The organism is Blautia sp. 1033sp1_1033st1_G9_1033SCRN_220408 (assembly GCF_040929965.1).
GTDB classification, from domain to species: domain Bacteria; phylum Bacillota; class Clostridia; order Lachnospirales; family Lachnospiraceae; genus Blautia_A; species Blautia_A ammoniilytica.
Genome location: NZ_JBFKZO010000013.1, coordinates 1 through 23,277 on the forward strand (window position 1 = coordinate 1; position 23,277 = coordinate 23,277).

Genomic DNA, 23,277 nt, shown 5'->3' on the forward strand with positions numbered 1-23,277 from the left:
CTTAGTTATCTCTCGTCATTACTGTTTTAAAGTTCATTCACTCAAACAATGAAGTTCGGTTTTTAAAAACCAAACCGTACTCTCACTAAACTCAGCTTCGCTTCGTCAAGTGATCGTAGTGTAAAAGAATTTTCGAGAATCGTATGTGTTTCACTGTTTAGTTATCAATGTTCATTGTTTCTCACTGTCTCTCGACAGCTTATTTAATTTATCATATCTTCTTTTGTTTGTCAATAACTTTTTTAAAGTTTTTTCAAACTTTTTCGAGAAGTTGATATCTGTCATTCTGTTTCAACGACTGAATTACTTTATCACAAGTTCAGTCATTTGTCAACATTGATTTTATATTTTCTGAAAACTTACTATTTTTTCAGTTGTCCAGAAACATTTTCTTGCGACAGCTTGTTTACTTTACCACACCCAAAAGCATTCGTCAAGCACTTTTTTATAAAATTTAAAATATTATGTTTTTTATATTTTTCTCGCAGAATATTACTTGTAACCTGAAAATAAATCTATTCTATTACTGATGCCTGAATTCCTTGGGCGTCATATGAAACTGTTTTCTAAAGCATGAAATAAAATAGGATGAGTCGCTAAATCCAACATACTCGCCAATCTCGCTGATGCGTAAGCCGCTATTTTTTAGTAATTCGGCTGCTTCCTTCAAACGAATTGTAAGTAAATATTTAGAAAAAGTCTCTCCTGTAGTAGCTTTAAAAAGCCGGCTCAGATAGGACGCATTCATAAACAACTGCCGTTCTGCAAGATCCTGTAACGAAATCTGCTGCTGATAATTCTCTTGTACATATTTGATAACCGTATCCACAATGCCCGAAGCATCATTGCTTTCTTCAAATGGAACGCTCATACATTTTTCCAATTGGCCGATAATGAAATTCTCTAATTCCCTCATACTGTAAAATCGGTACAAATCATAGGATCTTTCCTGTACTGAAAAACCAATGTTTCCCCATATGTTTCCGGCTTCAGCAGAATATATGCTTATAGTACTTAATATATCTGCAATTCCCTGATACACAGGATCTAAGGATTTTAGATTTATAAGGCGTTTATCATTAAAAAGTCCATGAACGATTTCATTTACTCTATTAGCATTGTTCTTTTGAAGTTCCTTTTTCAGCCCAATTTTCTGTCCTTCCGTAAATAAAACTGTAGAATCATTTTCAATATCTGAATAAAAAAAGATTTCATTCCAACCTTTTATCAAGCGCAGATTGATCGCCTCTATCGCACTTTTATAGGCAGTAATAAATTCTGATTTTCCACTCATTATGTCACTGATTCCAACGGTAAACCGGAAATTGACTTGGAATCCAATATAAATCGCAATACTGTTCATCAGCATTCTAATTTCATTTTCAGAGAGGGCTTTACACTGATCTGATAACACCAGCACCCACTCATGGCCTGTAGGAAAATGCCAAAGTACAGTTTGTACTACATGAAGCACCTGCCATTTCTTAAGTAATTCATGCATCTTCTTCTGCTGTTCTTCGTTATTATCATTGATCTGAATGACTGCAAGGCGGTATTTCTGCCAGGCATTATTATCCGGCACGTTTTCAATCAAACGATTCAGTAATTTCTCATTGGATACAAGCTGTCTCACTGATAATTGTTGTTTGGAAAATTCCAAGATGTCTTCCTCTTTTTGACGGTTCTTGGAGATTTCCTGTTGTTTTTTTCTGCTGATAATACGATCCACTGCATCAAGTAAAGCTGCCTGTTCAATAGGTTTTGTCAGATAGTCCTTTACCTGATATTGGATTGCCTGCTTGGCATAGGAAAATTCGGCATAACCAGATACCAGGATCACCTGTGTCCTGTATTTCTTTTCCATGATGCACCTTGATGTCTCCAATCCGTCAATGTCCATCATCCGAATATCCGTGATCAAAATGTCAACATCACCATCCGTTCTATTCAGATAATCTAGAACCTGGGCACCTGAATCAAACTCTCCAACAATTTCTATCGGAATATCTGAACGCAAAAGCATACTGGCAATTGCTTTTCTTGCAAGGATTTCATCATCCGCCACTACTATTTTCATTTTATATTCTGCCTCTGCGCCCATACCGTCAGCTCCTTTCCGAATCTATTCTTTTTAAATCCAGATAAACCTCTGTATTTCTGTTTTTCTTTTCAATGTGGACACCATAATCCGGTCCATAGAACCCTTTGATCCGTGCATTTACATTTCTAAGTCCGATTGTTTCCCATTCAGCCTCATCAAATTCATCTCCTGGAACATAAGATGCATTCTCAGATTCCAAGATATGATTCCAATATGTAACATCCTGTTCCGACATTTGATTTCCATTATCCCATATCACAATTTTCAGGTCATCTTTTTCACTGAATACATTAATTCCAATTTTTCCACCAGTGCGTACATTTTTCAGTCCATGGTTAATGGCATTTTCCAGCATAGGCTGAAGCAGAAACTTCAGCATACTCATAGATTCAAGACCTTCCTGCACGAAAAATTCCACAGTAAACATATCTTGAAAGCGAATCATTTGAATTGCCAGATAATCCCTGGCATTTTGCAATTCCTGTGAAACCTGAACGATTTCCCCTCCTTTCACATTGTAACGCATAATCCGTGAAAGGCTACCTGCCACCTGGCAGACACTGTCGATGCCTTCAATGCAGCCAATTGAATGAATGGTATTTAAGGTATTATAAAGAAAATGAGGATTGATCTGATATCTGAGCATCTGCATTCTCAGTTTTTGCTTGGCAATCTCGGAAGCAATCTCTTTCTCTTTGCTTTCATTTATACAAATAACCATTTCATTGTAGTTCTGAATCAATCTCCCCACGTCATTCTCATATGTTGCCGTATTGTCTGGAATCAATTCCAAATGTCCGTTTTTGCTTTTAGATATTGTATCATCTATAACCTTGAGCGGCTGACTTATAAAATATGCCAGTAAATAACTTACAACCAGAAATACAACTGCCAATCCAATCATCAGATACAAGATATCACGCATACTGTTGAATGCGTTTTCATATAAAGCATTTTCAGACTGATATTGTATAATACTCCATCCGGAGGTGTCATTTTGTATTGCTGTCAGCAAATAATATCCCTGATCTATCTTAATCCTTTGGAATGTATCATTTCCCATCAGGAAATTCCTTGTCTGGTTTCTGAACCGTTCCAATGATTCCGGATCATCATTCAGGGACATTTTAGATGAAGGTGACTGATAAATCAGTCCATGATCATTCAAAACTGCAATACCTGTACTGTCAGCCTTTTTTGCGCCATCATCCAGAACTTCACATATGGTACTGAAATTAATATCTACTGCCAAAAGCCCCAAGCATCTTTTCGTACTATAATCATATAGATACGACAGCATTGTCACAACTCCATACTTTAAAAGATCAATCTCTTCCTCAAAAACCTCAAGGTAAACGGTTTTGCCAATGCTGTCCAACTGTGTTTTTTCTGCTATATCAACTATCCTGCTTCTATATTCATCACTTACATAACCAAGAGTACTGTAAGTTTCATCCTCTGCAATAATGGTCGCCCTGATAATATTCGGGTTGAATTCTACCGCATGCTTCATCGCTCTTTCCATATATCGGATATTCTCCCAGCGCTGATGAATAGGCAGTTCACGATTATTCTCTCGCAGAATAGACTTGTACTTCTCATCATACATCTGGATGCTTTTCAGCTGATCCGCACTTGTCAGTATTGTAGTCAAAAGAGTATTAATGTTCTCATTCAACTGAGTCATATAACGGATGTTTTCCCTTTGGATATCGGTGATGGTTTGTTTGCAGAACAGCAGGAAAATACACCCAATCAATATCCAGAGCACACAAAATGATGCTATCATCTTCCCTCTTAATGAACGTCTGCAAAACCACTTTCTCACCACCACATATCCTTTCATATTACACAATGAATTATTTCGTTACTCTCTTACAAACATGTTACCACTTCCATTAATTTCATGCAATGCTCAATCAGCTCTTTACAGCGCCTTGTGTCAACCCATCCACAATGTAGCGTTGCGCAAAAATATAAACCAGAATAATAGGAACAATCGCCACCAGATAAGAAGCAAATGCCATATTATAATCGAATGTGTACTGTGATTTGAAATTGTACTGGAACAATGGCAGTGTCCAGGAGTCAGGAGATTTGTTTAAAATCATTAAGGACAGCTGGAAGTCATTCCAGATCCACATTGCATTTAACACAAGCACAGTAACAAGCATGGGACTGATCAGTGGAAGTACAATACGCCAATACGCTCCAAATGTTGTACATCCGTCAATCAGTGCAGCAGATTCCAGATCCTGAGGCACAGAACGTATGTAGTTCACCAATAAGAAAACTGCTTGTGGTGCAGCAAACGTAACATGTAACAGAATCAAACCAAATTGATTATTCAGATTCAAAGCAGCTGTATAATTAACAAGCGGAACCATAAGTGCCTGAAACGGAACAAAAAGTCCTGCCAGAATATACAGATAAACAAACTTAAAATACTTTTTTTTCATATTTCGCGAAATCGCATAAGCACACATCGGTGTTAGCAGCATGATCACTGCAACAGACACAACTGTGACAAAAATAGAGTTCATGAAATATCTGAGATAATTTGCTTTTTTGAATACTGACTTAAAGTTTTCCAGATATAAGCTCTTTGGAAAGGCGAAAAAGTTTTGTGTTGATTCAGCCGGAGACTTAAAAGCTGTGATCACTGTAATATACAGAGGATATAGGATCAGCAATAATCCTGCCAGCAATAGACCATATACAAGCACTTTAAACAGCACTGATTTCATTGAGATATGTTTTTTTGCTGCTTCCATAATCATTCCTCCCCTACCTGTTTACTGCTGGTCACTCTCATTGTGAAGAAAGATATTAGGCCAATCACAACAGTCAATACCATAGAAATTGTTACTGACTGGCTGTACTTGCTTTCCAGCAACGCATATTTATAAATCAGCAAACCGACTGCCTCTGTAGCTCGTCCAGGGCCTCCATCTGTCATTGCTTTAATATAGTCAAAAATAGTAAGACCTTCTTTGGTCTGCATAATAATGATCATATTGATAATTGGAATTAAAAACGGAACCGTAATGTTTTTAAACCTTTGAAAAGCACCTGCTCCATCAATTGTGGCTGCTTCATACAGTTCAGCCGGTACACTCTGAAGTCCGGCAATCAACAGCATAACTGGTACTGCACAGCCCTGCCATAAACTTACAATCAAAATTGCAACCATCGCCAGCTTTGGATTTCCCAGCATACTGGTACTCAGCCACTCGATACCAAGTTTTTGTCCGATTACCGGAATGACACGGAAAAATAATTCATTCCAGATCAATCCAACGGTGATCAAACTAAGTACTGCTGGTATAAAATATATGGATCGGAAAAAAGTAGAAAACCTTTTTATACGATTGATCATCAGTGCCACTGCCATAGAAATCACCAGTGTAAAAACAACAAGCAGTACCATATATACAACATTAAATTTGATTGCATTCAGGAAACGTGTATCCTTGAAAATTTTCAGATAATTAGAAAGACCTACAATCTTATAATCGCTGCTTAATCCATTCCAGTTTGTCAAACTGTAATAAAAACCTATTGCAATGGGAATCAGAAATAAAAAAGAATACAGAAATACGATGGGGAGCGTAAACCCAATCATCCCCCAGCTGTTTTTTTTCTTATGAGGAACAACACCTTCTTGTGACATAGTAATCTCCTCCCTTTATGTTGTCGTGCATAGCAGCCCTGCCCCACAATCTTTATCCGGTTGTGAGGCAGGAGCATCTTATGTATGAGTTGTCTCTTACTCAGCTGTCAGTTCTTTCCAGATCTCATCCAATTTGTTCAGACATTTGGTTATATCTCCATCCATAACCATTTCCTGAAGCTCTGCACGCTTCTCCTGCTCAAATCCTGCCGGTGGAGCCATGGCATCAAGGACACCGTTTTTCTCAATGGACTCCATCATCATCGGAGCCTCTGGAATATCTGCTACAACACCTTTAATAGCAGACGGCGTATGATCTCTGTCTGCAAAGATCTGTGCTGCTTCTGTGCTGGTCAGATACTGCATAAAGGTATCAACAGCCTCTTTGTTATCATTTTTATTATTTCCTGCTGCAATTGCCCAGTCAACATTTAACATTTCTTTTGGATCATCGTTGTATGCCGGCCATGGGAATACTTTAAAGCTAGCATCCGGATTACTGGTCTTAAGAGAAGGCAGTGCAAAAGAACCGGACGGCATCATCATGCCTTTTCCATTAACAAAATCTGTGATTGCCTGGTCATAGCTAACAGAAATGCTGTCTGTCTGTGCGTTGTCGATTACCCATTTTGCTTTTTCCAGGCTGTCTTTTGCTACTGGATTCTGGGAATAACTGTCTTTGCCAGCCAGCATATCTTCATAAAAACCTTGGTATGTACCAATCTCTTTTGTCATAATACCTGTCCACAGGTCAGAAATGGTCCAGCCTTCTTTATTGGAAAGAATAAAAGGAGTATCTCCGTTTTCTTGCATCTTATCTACTAAAGCAACCAGGTCATCCCATGTCTCCGGTACTTCGTAGCCTTTTTCTTTGAAGCGGTTTTCCTCGTAATAAATACCCAGATATGCTAAGGAAATTGGTGCAATATAATTCTTTCCGTCAATCTCTGCTGATTTCAGATAGTCCGGATTAATTGTTTCTGTACATGGCTTTCCTGTTATATCAAGAACTTTTCCTTCTTTAACAAAGTTTGTAAAGTCTGCATAGATTGGATAATGTGTAAATACATCCGGTAAATCATCTGCAGCCGCTCTTGTCATCAGTACAGATTCTCCATCTGGAACAGTAACCTGCTCCACATCAATATCCGGATGCTGTTTTTCAAACTCAGCAATCAAATAATCTACTGTGTCAACCGCTTCTTTTTTCATCTGAAAAAACTCAATATGTGTTACATCATCCTTCTTAGAGCTTGCTGTCTCAGTTGACTCTTTGGATGATGTCTCTTCTTTCTGAGTGCTTTCCTGACTAGATCCACATGCAGTAAGCATACCTGCGCTTAAAAGTGCCAGTGCAATTGCTGTTATTTTCTTCATCTTCATAGTGTAAAACCTCCCCATACTTATCAATTTGACTGATGTTCATGTAATCCATCGATCTCTGAAAAATCTTCCGCTTTTTTAAACTCAATGGTAGGAATTGTCTGATCCCATTGACGTGCGATTTTGGGGAAGTTAAGCGGCCTTGCCCATTTCACAGCATTAATAATAATCTGCTGGATTTCCGGAATTTCATAAGTTGGAAATGCCTCATGGCCACACCGTAAATAGAATACTTTTCCCATACCTCTGTGCCAGCAGCAGCCGGACCGGAATACTTCTCCGCCTTCAAACCAGCTGATAAATACCTGCTCGTCAGGCTGCGGGATCAAAAAGTGTTCGCCATACATTTCCTCATTAGGCAGCACGATTTTTTCAGGTAATCCTTCTGCAATCGGATGAGAAGGATCTACGATCCACATAATTTCTTTTTCCCCATCCTCTCTCCATTTAAGCCAACCGGTGTCTGTACCCATTAACTTATGGAAGATTTTTGAGTCATGTGCAGAATGTAATACAATCAGGCCCATACCTTCCATAATGATTCTATTATATACGCGCTCTACAACTTCATCACTTACTTCTCCCGGGGCAATATGGCTCCACCAGATCAGCACATCAGTCTCATTCAGCACTTCTTCTGTCAGTCCATGTTCCGGCTCCCTCAGGATAGCTGTTTTCACATCCATTCCGGCTTTCTCCAGAAATTCTGCAATGCAGCCATGGATTCCTTTTGGATATACCTTACGGATTTCCTCAAACTCTACTTCATGTATATTTTCATTCCACACCGTTACACGGATTTTATCTGTTTTCATTTTTTTCTCCCTTCTGAATTATGTATATTAAACTTCTTGCCAGTTTCCTGATTTTGCAGATTCTATTACTGCATCTATCACTTTCTGATCTTTCAGACCGTCATAAATATTCGCTGATAAGCCATCGCCTTTTTTCAGGCAGATATCTGCAAATGACTGCATCTGGTCTGCATAATACTTACTTGGAATTGGCAGCTTTGTAAACGTAGCGGCTGATGCATATGGTTCACCGATACACACTTCCAATTCGTCCACTCCAGGTGTTTCATCCAGTTTATAAATTAAAGCTCCCTTGCCGCCTGACAGTTCCAGTCTCTGGTAATTTCCTCTTCCATACCCAAACCGGGTAAATAACAGGGATGCGGAAATGTCGCCATCTAATTCAGCAAGAATGTGTGTAAAATCATCCACATCCACGGTTCCCATGCCACCTTCTACTCTGCAGCGTTCTTTTACATATGTGCCTTGATTGCCGATTACCTTTGTATAATCTTTTCCGGTTATGAATCTGACCAGATCAATTCCATGACTTCCTAAATCGCCAAGCACACCGGAGCCCGCATATTTTTTTTCATGATGCCAATACATGTGTTCATTCTGATAAGGCATGCCCCATGCCTGAGAATACTGCATATGTGCATGATAAATATCTCCAAGCTGTCCAGACTGTACCAAATCTCTGGCATAACGTGCAGCTGCTTTGAATCGATAAGAAAAGCAAACCATATGAGCCAGTCCTTTTTCCTTTGTCATCTCAGCCAGTGTATTTGCCTCTTCTGCATTCAGTCCCACAGGTTTTTCCAGATTATATGGTTTTCCTGCTTCTATTGCATATTTTGCAACAGGAAAGTGCAGATAATTCGGTGTACAGATATCTACTGCATCTACCTCCGGACAGTTGATCAAATCTTTAAAATCAGTAAAGCAATGTGCGTCATCAATTCCATACAATGCCTGTGCAGCTTTCACTGCCTCTGGATCGGTATCACAAATGGCCTTTAATTCTAAATCCGGGCATTTCTGAATACCAGGTAAATGAACACCAGTTGCGATCATACCCAATCCCACTATACCAATGCCTATCTTTTCCACTCATCTTCCTCCATATCATTTCGTTGAAATAGGTTTTTGTTTACTGTGTAATAGTAACAAATAATGTAAATTATTAATATTAATTTTATTACTTGTTTATATTATTATTTTTACCTAAAAGATAACACATGAAAAATAACCAATTTTTTTATTGTAAATAACCATATACAAAAAAATCCATCCAAAGATACTGCTCTTCAGATGGATTCCCTAAATTTTCAATATTCCCTTGATTTCTTTTATTTTTTCATAATATAAGTGATGGCGTCCTGGATCCTTTTTACAAACACCAGTTGAATCCCTTCTGGCTTCTCCACAGAGGTTTTGCACACTTCCGGCAGGATCACTGTGTCAAACCCCAGCTTTTTCGCTTCTTTTACCCTTTGGCCTGCCATACTCACTGCACGTACCTCTCCAGAAAGCCCGATCTCTCCAAAAGCCATCAGACCGTCAGGAATTACAATATCCTTCACGCTGGAAACAATGGCAAGGCAGATCCCCAGGTCAATGGCCGGTTCTGTCATCTTCATTCCGCCTGCAATATTCACATAGGCATCACTGGAAGCCAGATGCAGGCCAACCTTCTTCTCAAGAACTGCCATCAAAAGGTTTACCCTGTTAAAATCCGTCCCTACTGCAGTCCTTCTGGGAATCCCGAAATTGCTTTGGCATACAAGTGCCTGGATCTCTACAAGGATCGGTCTTGTCCCTTCCATGGAGCAGGCCACTACACACCCGGAAGCATTCTCCGGCCGGCCATCCAGAAGATATTCTGATGGATTGGCCACTTCCTGAAGACCTGATTCTTTCATTTCAAAAACACCGATTTCATTGGTAGAACCGAATCTGTTCTTCACTGCCCGAAGGATACGATAAGAAGCATGTCTGTCCCCTTCAAAATAAAGGACTGTATCTACCATATGCTCCAGCACACGGGGTCCTGCCACATTTCCTTCTTTTGTTACATGACCTACAATAAAAATCGTGATCCCAAGCCCCTTAGCGATCTGCATCAGCACATTGGTAGACTCTCTTACCTGGGAAACACTGCCTGGGGCAGAGCCAACTTCCTCCGAAAACATGGTCTGTATCGAGTCAATAATGGCCACCTCAGGCTTCAGCCTTTCCATCACCTGACGGACGGTATCCAGATTCGTCTCACACAGAAGCTGCATTTTGTCATTAAAGGTACCGATCCGATTGGCCCTCAGACGAATCTGTCCTAAGGACTCTTCTCCTGATATATACAGGACAGAATTACCATCCTGAGAAAGATTCCTGCACACCTGTAAAAGAAGGGTGGACTTTCCGATACCCGGATCTCCACCCACAAGAACCAGAGAGCCTGGCACAATACCACCGCCAAGCACTCTGTCTAATTCCCCTATCTCGGTTGTTTTTCTTTCGTCTTCGTCCAGCCGGATATCCTTCAGAAGCATTGGCTCTGCCCTGCCTGTCAGTCTGCCGGCTGTTACTCCGGTACTTTTCCTGACTGTGGATACCGGCTCCTCTACAAAGGTATTCCAGGCCTTGCACCCAGGACACTGCCCCATCCATTTTGCAGACTCATATCCGCATTCCTGACAAAAAAATACAATCTTTTTACTCTTCATTCTTTTAATTAAATTCTTTAATTCAACTTACTTATTCTTCTGGTTACCAATCAGCTTGCCTGATCTGAACCTGTCTCTGATTATCTTTTTACAATCTTTACAGCCACTTTTGCTGCATTGCCAAGCTCTACACTGAAAGAAAGCTTGCCGCCAAGATTGGTCTCAACAACACCTGTACTGGCATCATTAATAAAAACCTCATATCTGGTCTCAGCTTCCATCTCTACTGTGATCTGTGCGTCTTCTGCACCTTCTACAGTAAAGCTCATGATACTGCCATCCTGCTTCAGGTCAAACACTGCTGTGCCTGGTACTGACTCATAAACAAACATGCCATTTCTCTCAAGCTTTGTGATCTCTTTAAATGTCTTTACTTTATACATGTCGCCCTGATGCTGATAATCTGATAATTTTGACTTCTGGCTCAGTTCATAATCTCCAAAGCTGATAGTGCCATTGTCCTCTGTGCGGATCAGTTCTTTTACTACTGCCATGACTTTATGTCCTCCCTAAGACTCTTTTGTTGATCCAGCCGGTGATAAAAATACTTCTCCGGCGATGCTCTGATTATATAATAAATCCTCTTTTTTGACCAGTCTCTTAAGTGAAATATTATCCTTTTTTCACTGTAAAATGAACCTGTTTGTTTTTCATCTGTACGGAAATCAGATCTCCCTGATGAATCCTGCCTTCCAGCACCTCATTGGCCAGCGGATCCTCAATCTTTGTCTGGATCGCCCGGCGAAGAGGCCTTGCCCCATACTTACTGTCAAATCCTGATTCTGCAAGATAGTCTTTTACAGAAGCAGCTACCCGAAGGGTAATATTCATCTGCTCCTGGCACCTTTTTTCCAGTTTTTTCAGAAGAATGGAAACGATCTTCTGAATATCTTCCTTCTTCAGAGTATGGAATACCATGATCTCATCAATCCTGTTAAGAAACTCCGGTTTAAAGATCTTACGTACCTCTTCCATAACTCCGGCTTTCATCCGTTCATAATCCTTTTTTCCATCCTCCTCTGAGATAAAGCCTAACCGCTTTGGTTCAACAATAGCCTGTGCACCTGCATTGGAAGTCATAATAATAATCGTCTGTTTAAAGTCCACACGCCTGCCATGGGCATCTGTAATATGTCCGTCATCCAACACCTGAAGAAGAATGTTGAATACATCCGGATGTGCCTTCTCAATCTCGTCAAACAAGAGCACACTGTATGGATTCCTCCGAACCTTTTCGGAAAGCTGTCCACCCTCTTCATATCCTACATATCCTGGCGGGGAGCCGATCAATTTAGATACGCTGTGCTTCTCCATATATTCAGACATATCTACCCGGATCATAGCCTGCTCACTGCCAAATACCGCCTCAGCCAGTGCTTTGGACAGTTCTGTCTTACCAACCCCGGTAGGCCCAAGGAACAGAAAAGAACCAATGGGGCGATTAGGATCTTTCAGTCCTACACGTCCTCTTTTTACTGCCTGGGATACTGCCGCCACAGCTTCCTCCTGTCCAATCACCCTCTTATGGAGTTCCTTTTCCAGGCGTGCAAGACGTTTACTTTCCCCTTCTGTCAGCTTCTGCACAGGAATCTTCGTCCACTGGGATACAATATCCGCCACCGTCTTTTCATCAACCAACAGTGGTTTTCTTCTGGCTGCCTTCTGTGCTTTTTCCTTTCGTTTTTCAAAAGAAGCTTCCAGCTCCTTCTGCTGTTTCTGGATCTCTCCCGCCTTTCCAAGATCGCCGGCCTTTACTGCATCTTCCTTCTCCTGGATCAATTCCTGTATCTGCCTTTGCATTTCTTCCAGCTCAGGAGCAGTCTGAAACCCCTGCAGCTGAACCTTTGAAGCTGCTTCATCGATCACATCAATGGCTTTGTCCGGCAGAAAACGATCCGATATATACCGGATGGACATTTCAACTGCGGCCTTAAGTGCATCATCCTGTATCTTCACCTTATGGTGGCGTTCATAATAAGGTCTCAGGCCTTTTAAGATCTCAAAAGTTTCTTCTTCTGTAGGCTCTTCTACAGTCACTGGCTGGAATCTTCTTTCAAGAGCCGCATCCTTCTCAATATATTTTCTATATTCTTCCAGAGTTGTTGCTCCGATAATCTGGATCTCTCCTCTTGAAAGAGAAGGCTTTAGGATATTGGATGCGTCCAGGGCACCTTCTGCTCCCCCTGCTCCGATAATGGTATGAAGCTCGTCAATAAACAACAGGATTCCCTGGTGCTCCCGTACCTCATCTACAACACCCCGGATTCTTTCTTCAAACTCACCTCTGTATTTGCTTCCTGCAACCATGCCGGAAAGATCCAGTACAACCACCCGTTTGTCCTTCACTGTATCCGGCACCATCCCCAGAACGATCCTTTGTGCAAGCCCCTCTGCAATGGCGGTCTTACCTACTCCTGGTTCACCTACCAGACATGGATTATTCTTAGTCCTTCTGCTTAAGATCTGGATCAGACGGCCGATCTCCTTATCCCGTCCAATCACAGGATCCAGCCTGCCTGCTGCCGCAAGCTCTGTCAGATCCCTGCTGTACTTGTCAAGGACAGGTGTGGCTGATCCATTACCAATGGAACCGGCCTTGCCTGATCCCAAATTGTCATTTTGAAGATCTCCTTCATATCCCATGGCTGTAAGCACTGCACTGTACAGCTTCTGGATGTTGATCCCAAGGGTATAAAGAAGTCTGGTGGCCACACAGTCCGTCTCCCTGAGCAGTGCAAGTAGAAGGTGCTCAGTACCTGCCGGTCCTTCCTGCATCTCCTCTGCCAGATCCAGTGCCTCCTGGATCACTCTTTCTGCACGTGGACTGTAATGCTTTTCCCTAATCTGCACATTTCTGCTTTCAGCAGGAGGTGCAATCAACTTCTGTATCAAATCCAGCAGCTTCTTTGGCTCTACATGGAATTCCTCCAGAACTTTCCCTGCAGCACCTTCCTTCTCTGCCAGAAGTCCTAAAAGGATATGCTCTGTCCCTATATATCCGTGATTAAGATCCTTAACCACATCCTCAGCCAGTGCGAGGGCATTTTCTGCCTGTCTGGTAAATCTGTTATCCATAAATGTCCTCCTGAACTTATATATATTCGTCAAAAATCTCATCAATCAGCTGATGCACTTCTTGTCTTGTTACATTTTTGCAGCTTCCCCTGGCCAGTGCAACGGTAAGCTTTTCTTTCATTTCTTCCAGTGCTTTCACTTTATCTGCATCTACACAGATCACTGCCCCTCTTCTCCTGTCAATGGATACAAAGCCTTCCTGGCGCAGCAATGCATATGCTTTGTTCACTGTATGCATATTGATCCCGATGGTATCTGCAAGCTGCCGCACAGATGGAAGTGCATCTCCATCCTTCAGTCTTGATGTAGCAATCCCCATAATGATCTGATTAGTCAGCTGCATATATATAGCTTCATCACTGTTAAAATTAATCTCTATGATCACTGCTTCTGCCTCCTGTGTTACTGTTATATCTATACTAGCACAAATCCCGGCATTTGAAAAGACTAAAAAAGAGATGCTGCATTTGGCAGCACCCCTTTTCACAGGTAAGCTTTCTTTACCGTTTCAGGATCTTATTCAGCTGTTCCTTATCAAGGATCAGGTTAATTCCCATTGGATTTACTACCATTGCCTTTGCCTGTGGAATCAGCACATCCGGCAGCTTTGCAAAAGGCACTCTGGCTGCACGCAGCTTTTTGCCCTTGGCAAATTTCTCAAACTCCATAATATCAGAGAATGCAGGCTGAAGCACATCCCCTTCTTTATTCTTCAGGAATGGGATATTTACCTTATGAGGATCCTCCGGATCCTTATCCATAGCGATCAGGAAGTCAGATTTCAGAAGGTTTGCGATCAACTCTTCTTCCAGTTCGCGCATATTCTTCCGTTCTTCCTTTTTCACAGGACGGCGAAGCTCCTGCATAAAATAAATTCCTGACAACTGAAGGGTAGAATTAAACAAAGGCCTTTTGGCAGGCTCCAGCTTGCTTAAATCTGCCTGTTTTGCAATATCCGTCAGGTCTACCTCTGTACGGTCCTCCCCATCTGCCCAGATCACAGTATTAACACCTATGGCATACAATGTTCCGTAAAATCTGGGGAAATCCTTTTTTTCGTACTTCATTCCCATCAGAAGGATTTTATCTTCCAGTTTTTTCTTTCCAAATTCTTTAATGCCTTCTTCTGTGGAAAATACCCATGCCTGGTCATTAAAGCTTTCCTCATCACAGGTAACATATGGAAGCTTTGTAGCCTGTGAATAAGCTACAAATACAACGTCCCTATTCTGCAGTTGTTTCACTGCATCTGCTTTGTTTCCCATTTCTTATCCTTTCCGGCAGTGATTTGCACACTGCTTATCTTACCATAAATTCTACAATCTTATCCATCTCTTCCAGCTGGTCTGCTTTTAATGCAGACTTCACAGAGAGACATGGCTCCATGATCTCCATATTCTTCATCTGGGACAGCATCTCACGAATCTGCTTCCCGGCTGTGGCAGCCCATGTACCATTATCAAACACAGCCACCTTACGATTCTGGAAATTGTGAGCTTTCAGTTCATGAAGAAGTGTCTCCATCTTAGGGAATATACCTCCATTGTAGGTAGGGCATGCAAATATGATCCTGTCACAACGAAATGCTTCAGACAGCAGATAAGAAGGATCTGTAACAGAAACATCATACATTGCAATATTCTTCTCCCCTGCATCAGCCAGCTTACCGGCAAGGACAGCAGCTGCATTCTCTGTATTTCCGTAGATAGAGCCATAAAGAACCAGCACATTATGATCCTCTGGTGTATATGTGCTCCACTTCTGGTATTTGTCAATAAACCAGCCAAGATTTTCTCTCCAGACCGGGCCATGAAGCGGACAGATCATCTGGATATCCAGGGTAAGAGCTTTCTTTAATGCAGCCTGCACCTGTGCACCGTATTTTCCCACAATATTAGTCAGATATCGTCTTGCATCCTCCAGCCACTGGTTTTCAAAGTCTACCTCATCAGCAAAAATATTACCATTTAAAGCTCCGAAGGTACCAAATGCATCTGCACTGAACAGTACTTTGTCATATGCGTCATATGTAACCATTGCCTCCGGCCAGTGAACCATAGGGATCATAGCAAAAAACAAGGTATGCTTTCCTGTGCTTAAGGTATCTCCCTCTTTGATCATAACAGCACGGCTGTCTACATTAAGATCAAAGAACTGGCGGATCATACCAAAGGTCTTTGTATTTCCCACGATCTTCACTTCCGGATAACGAAGTACAATATCAGCGATCAGTGCACAGTGATCTGGTTCCATATGATTCACAATCAGATAGTCCAGGCTGCGCCCTGCCAGCACATGCTCCAGATTTTCCAGGAACTGTCCGCTCACAGATCTGTCCACTGTATCCAGAAGTACAGTTTTCTCATCCAGAAGCACATAAGAATTATAAGAAACCCCTCTTGGGATCGGATACATATTTTCAAACAAGGCCAGTCTTCTGTCGCTGGCACCTACCCAGTATAAATCTTCTGTAACTTTCTTAGTACAATACATCCCCATTCGCTCCTTTATGCCTCGTCAATGGCCTTTCCAATGTCATGACGCATATACTTGTTAGCAAACTGAATCCATTCTGTCGCTTCATAAGCATTCTTTCTGGCTTCCTTCAGGTCTTTTCCTTTTGCTGTAATGCCCAGCACACGGCCTCCGTTGGTTACGATCTGTCCATCTTTAAAGGCTGTACCTGCATGGAAACAGTAGTATCCGTCTTTGTCCTTAAAATTCTCAAAGCCCTGGATTGGAATTCCTTTTTCGTATTTTACAGGATAGCCCTCACTTGCCAGAACCACACATACTGCTGCATTGTCTTCAAACTGCAGATCTACCTGATCAAGGGTACCATTAATGCAGGCTTCCATCACCTCAATGATATCATTTTTCATTCTGGGCAGTACCACCTGGGCTTCCGGATCTCCGAATCTGGCATTATATTCCAGCACCTTTGGCCCATCCTCTGTAAGCATAAGGCCAAAGAAAATAATGCCTTTAAATTCCCGGCCTTCTTTTGCCATAGCATCTACAGTTGCCTGATAAATATATTTTCTGCAGAATGCATCTACTTCATCTGTGTAAAACGGACTTGGTGAAAAAGTGCCCATACCGCCTGTATTCAGTCCCTGATCCCCGTCACAGGCTCTCTTGTGATCCTGTGCAGAAGTCATAGTCTTAATAGTCTTGCCATCTACAAAGGACAAAACAGATACCTCACGGCCTGTCATAAACTCTTCGATCACCATGGTATTGCCTGCATTGCCAAATTTCTTATCTTCCATGATCTCACGCACACCGGCCTCAGCTTCTGTCAGATCCTGGCAGATCAGTACACCCTTTCCAAGTGCCAGTCCGTCTGCTTTCAGTACAATAGGGAATTTTGCCTGCGTTTTCAAATAATCCAATGCTTTCTTCGGATCATCAAAATTCTCATATGCAGCTGTAGGAATATGATATTTCTTCATCAGATCCTTTGAAAAAGCCTTGGAGCCTTCCAGGATTGCAGCATTCTTCCTTGGTCCGAACACTGCCAGTCCTCTTTTTTCAAAAACATCCACGATACCGCCAACCAGCGGATCATCCATTCCAACAATAGTCAGACCGATCTGATTCTCCTGTGCAAAATCAGCCAGTTTTTCAAATTCCATAGCTCCAATGGAAACACACTCTGCCAGTTCTGCGATCCCTGCATTTCCTGGCGCACAGTAAATCTTATCTACCTTTGGACTTTTTGCCACGCTACTGGCAATGGCATGCTCTCTTCCGCCGCTTCCAACGATTAATACCTTCATTGCATCCTCCTGTTGTCCCTTTGGGACACTGTTTCTTCTGTCTGCTTATTATTCACTGATGGTTACAATTCCGTTCTCCACTGTGACCCTGCCATTTGCGATCAGCTGGATGGCCTTTGGAAGAAGCTTCCATTCAGCCCGCTCCATAACTCTTCGCTGAAGTGTCTTCGGTGTATCGTCCGGTTCAATATCCACTGCTTTCTGCAGAATGATAGGGCCGGTATCGGTACCTGTGTCTACAAAATGAACAGTAGCGCCGGTAACCTTTACCCCTCTTTTCAGAGCTTCTTCATGTACATGAAGGCCGTAATAGCCAACACCACAGAAAGAAGGGATCAAAGATGGATGGATGTTAATGATTCTGTTAGGGAATGCTTCCACAATAGAAGATGGAATGGCCACAAGGAATCCTGCCAGAACCACAAGATCGATCTTAGCTTCCTGAAGCGTTCTAAGGAGTGCCTGGTGAAAGTCCTCTCTTGTATCATAATCTTTTGGGGAAATGCATACCGCAGGGATCTGGTGATCCTTGGCACGCTTCAATGCATATGCCCCTGCATTGTTGCTGACCACCAGTGCCACCTGGGCATTGGTGATCTTCCCTGCATCCTGAGCATCCAGGATCGCCTGAAGGTTGGTGCCGCCTCCGGATACCAGAACGCCTACCTTCAGCATAATGTTACTCCTTTTTCGCCAGCTTCAATATGGCCTACTACATATGGCTGTTCTCCCGCTTCTTTGATAGCGGCTACCGTCTTATCCACATCTTCCGGTGCTACAGCCACAACCATGCCAAGTCCCATATTATATGTATTATACATCATCTGCTCTTCAATACCGCCTGTACGTGCAAGAAGACTGAAAATCGGCGGTACAGGATAGCTGTCTTTTTTGATCACTGCACGTGTACCCTCTTTCAGCATACGGGGAACATTCTCATAAAAACCGCCGCCTGTGATGTGGCTGCATGCATGTACACGAACGCCAGCATTCTTAATACTCTTTAATGCTTTTACATAGATCTTGGTAGGAGCGATCAAAGCCTTTCCAAGAGTGGTGCCAAGCTCATCATAATAGGTATCCAGAGATTCTTTTGTCATGTCAAATACTTTACGCACAAGAGAAAAACCATTGCTGTGAACGCCTGAGGATGCCATACCAATCAGTACATCTCCTGCATTTAATGCTTCTCCTGTGATCAGGTCTTTTTTATCTACAACACCTACAGCAAAACCTGCAAGGTCATATTCATCTACAGGATAAAATCCAGGCATTTCTGCTGTCTCACCGCCGATAAGAGCAGCATTTGACTGCTGACAGCCATCTGCAACACCTTTCACGATCTGTGCGATCTTTTCCGGATAGTTCTTGCCACAGGCAATATAATCCAGGAAGAACAGAGGCTCCCCGCCTGCACAGGCAATATCATTTACACACATAGCAACACAGTCAATGCCAACGGTATCATGCTGATCCATGATAAATGCCAGTTTTAACTTGGTACCTACGCCGTCTGTACCGGATACCAGAGTAGGCTCCTCCATATCCTTGAAAGCGTTCATGGAAAAGGCACCTGAAAAACCGCCGATTCCTCCAAGCACTTCCGGGCGCATTGTCTTTGCAATATGCTGTTTCATCAGCTCTACAGACTTGTACCCTGCCTCAATATCTACTCCTGCGTTCTTGTAATCCATTTTTCTCTTCCTCCCAGATTAATATTCTTTACATCCTACTTCCTGAAGTCTTGCGTCCTTTGCTTCTACCTGGCTCTTTAACTCCTGGCTGTATGCTTTCAGCTTATCTAAAAGCTGTGGATCTGATGTAGCAAGGATCTTCGCAGCCAGAAGGCCCGCATTTGCGCCGCCGTTAATAGCAACGGTTGCTACCGGAATGCCGGAAGGCATCTGTACGATAGAGTACAGGGAATCCCTGCCTCCAAGAGATGTGGTATGCATCGGAATACCAATGACCGGCATAGGGAATATGGCAGCACACATTCCCGGAAGATGGGCTGCCATTCCTGCTCCTGCAATAATGACCTTAAACCCTTTTTCCTCTGCGGATTTTGCATAATCAAAAAACACATCCGGTTCCCTGTGTGCGGAAATGATCCTCATCTCATAATCAATTCCCAATTTTTCCAGAATATCAGCTGCCTTTTTCATGACAGGCATATCTGAATCACTACCCATTACAATTCCTACTTTTGACATGATCTTCTCCTCTCAGCCTTTCTAACCGTAAATTCTACTAAGAATCCCTTTTTCTGTCAACCAGGAAAAGGGATTCTTTGTATTTGTCAATGAAATGGCTCATTCAGCATTTCTGTTCCTTCCAGAACAAAACGGCCGTCTTCAATGATAGAAACCATATCACCATCATCCTGGATCACCCGGATACTGCCCAGTTCCTCATAAGGAATGGTAATATCTGTGTGACAGCCATAATATGCCAGTGATACATCATCTTTACGCATTTCTGAAATTTCATTATCCCTTGCTATAATCTCTTTTCCATCCGGATTATACACCGGTGTATCCTCTGCCCAGCTATAACAGGTATCCCCCACTGCAAAATGAGGTCCCATTTTCTCTGCGATCAGGATAGGAAGCTTGTCCTCAATCCCGTATTTTCTGGCAGCTACGTAAGCAGTGGTATTAGTACCAATAGCAAACTCACCCATAGCAAGCTTGGGATGATGAAACAGGATGTTGTCCTCTATATATTTTCTGTTGTCTTCTTCATTCTCAAAATTACTGCAGGTATAATCGATCACCTGGCCACAATCAAAGACCAGCTTCAGGTCACGGAACTGCAGTCCATTCAGATAAACCTTAGTCACATGAAGGATCCCACCGGTTCCTGCAAGTACAGGAGAAGTAAACACTTCGCCTACAGGAATATTTACATCAGCCACACAATTTTCAAAGTTGGTCTGTGTTTTTGGATCTGTAAGTTTATGAAGATGGATCAGGAGATCTGTCTCATTGTCTCCCTTCCCCTTAATCTCCACCCACTCACAGGTATCCAGAGTGTCTATGATCTTCTGCTGCACCTTCTGGTAAGCCTGATAGTCAAGAGTATTGATCTTTACAATCTCTCTGAAAATGTCAGGATAATCAGTACTGATCTCTGGTACCGGATAGGCAATGATCGTAAAGCTGCGTTCGTCTCCGTGGATATAGCGGTTTACGATCTGCCCGGACTCATTGGTCAATTCCAGATCCAGCTTATGCTGTGCCTCACTAAGACTCCATGCTTCCGGCTTACTTTCCGGTGAAAAAGGTGCTTCTCCAAAGGTCTCGATCACTGCTGGACCTCCGTGCACTGCTGCCAGATCCTTATACTGTTCATATGCATTCTGGAGTGCCCGCAGCCTTTTCTGAAGGTACTCCCCATCAAGAAACAGCGCATAATCCTGTCTGTGATCATAATCATACTGAGGATTAATGACCCCGCCGGTATATCCGATCCGGCTGCTGCCTCTTTTACAGGCAACATGAGGCGTGTGACGATAGATCACAGGCTCCAACCCCATCTTGCGGAACTGTAAAATTGCAGAACGTACCATTCTTTCAAATCCAAGATTGTACCGGATATTTACGGTTTTCTTTTTGGTAATATCTTTTCTTCCATTAATAAAACCGATCCTGTATCCTTCTGTATAGGTTCTTGCCATTGCATCGATCTCTTCCTGAGGAAGGGTATTCAAAAATCTGGCACTGCCCAGCTCGTTTTCGGAAATATATTCTCCGAATCTGTAAAGATAAGACAAATCTGAAAGGTCTGCTTCCATGATGATCTTTACTGCAAAATTCATTTCCGGATCCAGGGAACTGCGTACATGGTGCTCCATCATATCCTGGCAGTAATCATTTACATAGGAATACAAAATCCTTCGAACCACTTTTTCTTCCGGTATTTCTTCCTGGTCAAAAGCGGAATATACTTCCAGGAATAATTCCAGAGCCACTGTCATCTCCCAAAGATCCTTCTCATGGGCATAAACAATAGCTCCTCTTAATTCTCCATAAAGAAAAGTGAAATCCCTGCCATATTCTCCCAGCATTTTCTTTGCATAGGACGGGTTTCCATAGCTTACATTATAATTATCACCTGAAATATCCTGATATAGCATCTGGTTTCTTTCTTTTAATACTTCAAAAGAAAGTCCATCTCCTTTATCATCCATGATCTGTATGGTCTTTATAAGAAAATCTGCTGCCTTCTGAAAAAAATCCAGATATGGCTGTGCCACAGCCTGTTCGCCCGGTATCTGGGAAACTCTCATTTTGGCCAACTCATATCTTTCTATCATCCACTCGTCCAACTTTTAACTCCTATCGTCTATGATATTTCCTTTATTAATATTCTCCTGGATCAGTTCCTGCATATATTCCCAGATCTTTGCTGATCCATCTCCTGTAATACGGTTTCTTTTATAGATCTGGCTTCTTTTTACTTTATGTTCCTTCCAGCTGATCCCACCGGCTGCATGATTTAAAAATAAAGGCAGACTGTTATCCAGCACATGGGCAAATTTGGATTCCGGTGTATTGCAGGCTTCAAATTCATTCCACAGCCCTCGCATCCATGTGCCCTGTTCCTTAGGAAGAATACCGAAGATCCGGTCAGCTGCTGCTTTTTCTCTTTTTTCCTTGGTAAGAGCCCCAGCCTCATCATATGCATAAGTATCTCCTGCATCGATCTCTACCAGATCATGGGTCAGAACCATAGGCACCACTCGTGTCACATCCACTTTTTCATTGGAGTATTCACTGAGGACAAGCGCCATCATAGCCAGATGCCAGGAATGATCGGCGTCATTCTCTCTTGCTGATCCGTCTGCCAGATAATTCTGCCGCAGGATCTCCTTCATTTTATCAATCTCAAGAATAAAATCTATCTGTTCTTTTAATCTGTCATCCATACTGATCATTATACTCCTGTCAGATAAATCCCAAGCCAGAGAATCATAATAATCCCGTTTGTGATGGATCCGATAATGCTTGTCTTATGGCCTTTGCCAGCCTCTGAAAAGCTGAGCAGTCCCATGATAAATCCATAAATAGACAAAAGTGCTGCAAATAAACATACTCCGCCAGTTACAAATCCATACTGACCTTCCAGAAGAAAAGCTGCAGTCACTGCCCCACAAAACAGGATCAGGGAGATCACTGCCATAGTAACAGAGACCTTCCCTTTTCCAGCTTCCTTTTTCTTTGTAAATGAATATCTATATCTTCTTGCCATAGTATTTTCTCCTGATATGATTGCAGATCAGGAAGCACCCATAGCCTACCGCTGATCCAAGTGTGTTCAGAATAAGATCATCCACATCAAAGCAGCCCACTTTTGTCACCAGCTGGATCAGTTCCACTGTCAGACTTATGGAAAATCCCGAAAAAATAATAAGAAAACCGCTTCTCATACGGTTTGTGATCACAGGAAGGATAAATCCATAAGGGATAAAACCGATCACATTTCCAAATATATTGGTAAACAATGCAAAAGTACCCAGCTGCCTGCGATAAACCCAGAATCTGCGAATTTCCACAAACGGTATAAGATTATACCGGTATATCCGTTCTGCGTCTGCAACTCTGCCGTAAGACTCAGAAAAGAACAGGAAGTATATCAGCAGGATCACATATATTCCAAATAGAATGACCCCGCCTTGTCTGATCATACGCTTTGTTTCATTTTTCAATATTATCCCCTGCCTAAAAGTCCTGCCTAAAAT

The 23,277-nt window shown here is 42.2% G+C and carries 21 protein-coding genes; all 21 read right to left on the minus strand.

All coding sequences use genetic code 11. From position 1 onward, the window contains the following. Positions 1–523 precede the first annotated feature (523 nt). On the minus strand, positions 524–2,101 hold the full coding sequence (locus tag AB5916_RS10525; RefSeq protein WP_368190720.1) for a helix-turn-helix domain-containing protein: 1,578 nt from the start codon (positions 2,099–2,101) through the stop codon (positions 524–526). A 4-nt stretch (positions 2,102–2,105) separates the two neighbouring features. Beyond that, positions 2,106–3,890 (minus strand): sensor histidine kinase, encoded by a 1,785-nt coding sequence (locus tag AB5916_RS10530; protein ID WP_368190721.1) that lies wholly within the window; start codon positions 3,888–3,890, stop codon positions 2,106–2,108. Between the two features lie 130 nt (positions 3,891–4,020). Beyond that, a complete protein-coding gene (locus AB5916_RS10535; protein ID WP_262582656.1) occupies positions 4,021–4,875 on the minus strand; it encodes a carbohydrate ABC transporter permease in 855 nt (284 codons plus the stop codon). Positions 4,876–4,877: 2 nt separating this feature from the next. Next, positions 4,878–5,774, minus strand: coding sequence for a carbohydrate ABC transporter permease (locus AB5916_RS10540; RefSeq protein ID WP_262582655.1), 897 nt, complete (start codon positions 5,772–5,774; stop codon positions 4,878–4,880). A 96-nt stretch (positions 5,775–5,870) separates the two neighbouring features. Further along, positions 5,871–7,157 carry an ABC transporter substrate-binding protein gene (locus AB5916_RS10545; RefSeq protein ID WP_368190723.1) on the minus strand — a complete coding sequence of 429 codons (1,287 nt, stop codon included), beginning with the start codon at positions 7,155–7,157 and terminating at the stop codon, positions 5,871–5,873. Between the two features lie 23 nt (positions 7,158–7,180). Next, the gene (locus tag AB5916_RS10550) at positions 7,181–7,972 is read right to left on the minus strand and encodes a ThuA domain-containing protein (protein ID WP_368190725.1); all 792 of its coding nucleotides are present in this window, start codon (positions 7,970–7,972) and stop codon (positions 7,181–7,183) included. Between the two features lie 27 nt (positions 7,973–7,999). Next, complete coding sequence (locus tag AB5916_RS10555) at positions 8,000–9,064, minus strand: Gfo/Idh/MocA family protein (protein WP_368190727.1); 1,065 nt, start codon at positions 9,062–9,064, stop codon at positions 8,000–8,002. A gap of 239 nt (positions 9,065–9,303) precedes the next feature. Continuing rightward, positions 9,304–10,677 (minus strand): DNA repair protein RadA, encoded by a 1,374-nt coding sequence (gene radA, locus AB5916_RS10560; protein WP_368190729.1) that lies wholly within the window; start codon positions 10,675–10,677, stop codon positions 9,304–9,306. 80 nt (positions 10,678–10,757) lie between these two features. After that, positions 10,758–11,171, minus strand: coding sequence for an endosialidase (locus AB5916_RS10565; protein WP_173726559.1), 414 nt, complete (start codon positions 11,169–11,171; stop codon positions 10,758–10,760). Between the two features lie 118 nt (positions 11,172–11,289). Then, positions 11,290–13,752, minus strand: a complete 2,463-nt coding sequence (locus AB5916_RS10570) for an ATP-dependent Clp protease ATP-binding subunit (protein ID WP_368190731.1) — start codon at positions 13,750–13,752, stop codon at positions 11,290–11,292. A gap of 16 nt (positions 13,753–13,768) precedes the next feature. Then, a complete protein-coding gene (locus tag AB5916_RS10575) occupies positions 13,769–14,137 on the minus strand; it encodes a GntR family transcriptional regulator (protein WP_158420680.1) in 369 nt (122 codons plus the stop codon). 115 nt (positions 14,138–14,252) lie between these two features. Further along, positions 14,253–15,017 carry an SseB family protein gene (locus tag AB5916_RS10580; RefSeq protein WP_368190732.1) on the minus strand — a complete coding sequence of 255 codons (765 nt, stop codon included), beginning with the start codon at positions 15,015–15,017 and terminating at the stop codon, positions 14,253–14,255. A 34-nt stretch (positions 15,018–15,051) separates the two neighbouring features. After that, positions 15,052–16,245: an FprA family A-type flavoprotein gene (locus AB5916_RS10585; RefSeq protein WP_173726556.1), complete on the minus strand. Its 1,194-nt coding sequence runs from the start codon at positions 16,243–16,245 to the stop codon at positions 15,052–15,054. Positions 16,246–16,259: 14 nt separating this feature from the next. Next, on the minus strand, positions 16,260–17,534 hold the full coding sequence (gene purD / locus AB5916_RS10590; protein WP_158420677.1) for a phosphoribosylamine--glycine ligase: 1,275 nt from the start codon (positions 17,532–17,534) through the stop codon (positions 16,260–16,262). 48 nt (positions 17,535–17,582) lie between these two features. Continuing rightward, a complete protein-coding gene (gene purN / locus AB5916_RS10595) occupies positions 17,583–18,209 on the minus strand; it encodes a phosphoribosylglycinamide formyltransferase (protein WP_158420676.1) in 627 nt (208 codons plus the stop codon). Next, a complete protein-coding gene (gene purM / locus AB5916_RS10600) occupies positions 18,203–19,228 on the minus strand; it encodes a phosphoribosylformylglycinamidine cyclo-ligase (protein ID WP_158420675.1) in 1,026 nt (341 codons plus the stop codon). The genes purN and purM overlap by 7 nt, the downstream gene beginning before the upstream one ends. An 18-nt stretch (positions 19,229–19,246) precedes the next feature. Next, complete coding sequence (gene purE, locus AB5916_RS10605) at positions 19,247–19,747, minus strand: 5-(carboxyamino)imidazole ribonucleotide mutase (RefSeq protein ID WP_173726552.1); 501 nt, start codon at positions 19,745–19,747, stop codon at positions 19,247–19,249. An 86-nt stretch (positions 19,748–19,833) separates the two neighbouring features. After that, the gene (locus AB5916_RS10610) at positions 19,834–21,852 is read right to left on the minus strand and encodes an aminopeptidase (RefSeq protein WP_368190808.1); all 2,019 of its coding nucleotides are present in this window, start codon (positions 21,850–21,852) and stop codon (positions 19,834–19,836) included. A 15-nt stretch (positions 21,853–21,867) separates the two neighbouring features. Beyond that, a complete protein-coding gene (locus tag AB5916_RS10615; RefSeq protein ID WP_368190733.1) occupies positions 21,868–22,473 on the minus strand; it encodes an HD domain-containing protein in 606 nt (201 codons plus the stop codon). Then, the gene (locus AB5916_RS10620; protein ID WP_158420672.1) at positions 22,473–22,787 is read right to left on the minus strand and encodes a hypothetical protein; all 315 of its coding nucleotides are present in this window, start codon (positions 22,785–22,787) and stop codon (positions 22,473–22,475) included. Before AB5916_RS10620 ends, AB5916_RS10615 begins: the two co-directional genes overlap by 1 nt. Further along, the gene (locus AB5916_RS10625) at positions 22,771–23,244 is read right to left on the minus strand and encodes a VanZ family protein (RefSeq protein ID WP_262582652.1); all 474 of its coding nucleotides are present in this window, start codon (positions 23,242–23,244) and stop codon (positions 22,771–22,773) included. Before AB5916_RS10625 ends, AB5916_RS10620 begins: the two co-directional genes overlap by 17 nt. Positions 23,245–23,277: the final 33 nt, after the last annotated feature.

Coding starts and splice junctions, on each gene's coding strand:
- AB5916_RS10530 (WP_368190721.1), bottom strand. CDS start 3,890: ATGATAGCATCATTTTGTGTGCTCTGGATATTGATTGGGTGTATTTTC.
- AB5916_RS10525 (WP_368190720.1), bottom strand. CDS start 2,101: ATGGGCGCAGAGGCAGAATATAAAATGAAAATAGTAGTGGCGGATGAT.
- purM (WP_158420675.1), bottom strand. CDS start 19,228: ATGGATTACAAGAACGCAGGAGTAGATATTGAGGCAGGGTACAAGTCT.
- purE (WP_173726552.1), bottom strand. CDS start 19,747: ATGTCAAAAGTAGGAATTGTAATGGGTAGTGATTCAGATATGCCTGTC.
- AB5916_RS10550 (WP_368190725.1), bottom strand. CDS start 7,972: ATGAAAACAGATAAAATCCGTGTAACGGTGTGGAATGAAAATATACAT.
- AB5916_RS10565 (WP_173726559.1), bottom strand. CDS start 11,171: ATGGCAGTAGTAAAAGAACTGATCCGCACAGAGGACAATGGCACTATC.
- AB5916_RS10540 (WP_262582655.1), bottom strand. CDS start 5,774: ATGTCACAAGAAGGTGTTGTTCCTCATAAGAAAAAAAACAGCTGGGGG.
- AB5916_RS10580 (WP_368190732.1), bottom strand. CDS start 15,017: ATGGGAAACAAAGCAGATGCAGTGAAACAACTGCAGAATAGGGACGTT.
- AB5916_RS10585 (WP_173726556.1), bottom strand. CDS start 16,245: ATGTATTGTACTAAGAAAGTTACAGAAGATTTATACTGGGTAGGTGCC.
- AB5916_RS10610 (WP_368190808.1), bottom strand. CDS start 21,852: ATGATAGAAAGATATGAGTTGGCCAAAATGAGAGTTTCCCAGATACCG.
- AB5916_RS10535 (WP_262582656.1), bottom strand. CDS start 4,875: ATGGAAGCAGCAAAAAAACATATCTCAATGAAATCAGTGCTGTTTAAA.
- purD (WP_158420677.1), bottom strand. CDS start 17,534: ATGAAGGTATTAATCGTTGGAAGCGGCGGAAGAGAGCATGCCATTGCC.
- AB5916_RS10545 (WP_368190723.1), bottom strand. CDS start 7,157: ATGAAGATGAAGAAAATAACAGCAATTGCACTGGCACTTTTAAGCGCA.
- purN (WP_158420676.1), bottom strand. CDS start 18,209: ATGCTGAAGGTAGGCGTTCTGGTATCCGGAGGCGGCACCAACCTTCAG.
- radA (WP_368190729.1), bottom strand. CDS start 10,677: ATGAAGAGTAAAAAGATTGTATTTTTTTGTCAGGAATGCGGATATGAG.
- AB5916_RS10615 (WP_368190733.1), bottom strand. CDS start 22,473: ATGATCAGTATGGATGACAGATTAAAAGAACAGATAGATTTTATTCTT.
- AB5916_RS10620 (WP_158420672.1), bottom strand. CDS start 22,787: ATGGCAAGAAGATATAGATATTCATTTACAAAGAAAAAGGAAGCTGGA.
- AB5916_RS10570 (WP_368190731.1), bottom strand. CDS start 13,752: ATGGATAACAGATTTACCAGACAGGCAGAAAATGCCCTCGCACTGGCT.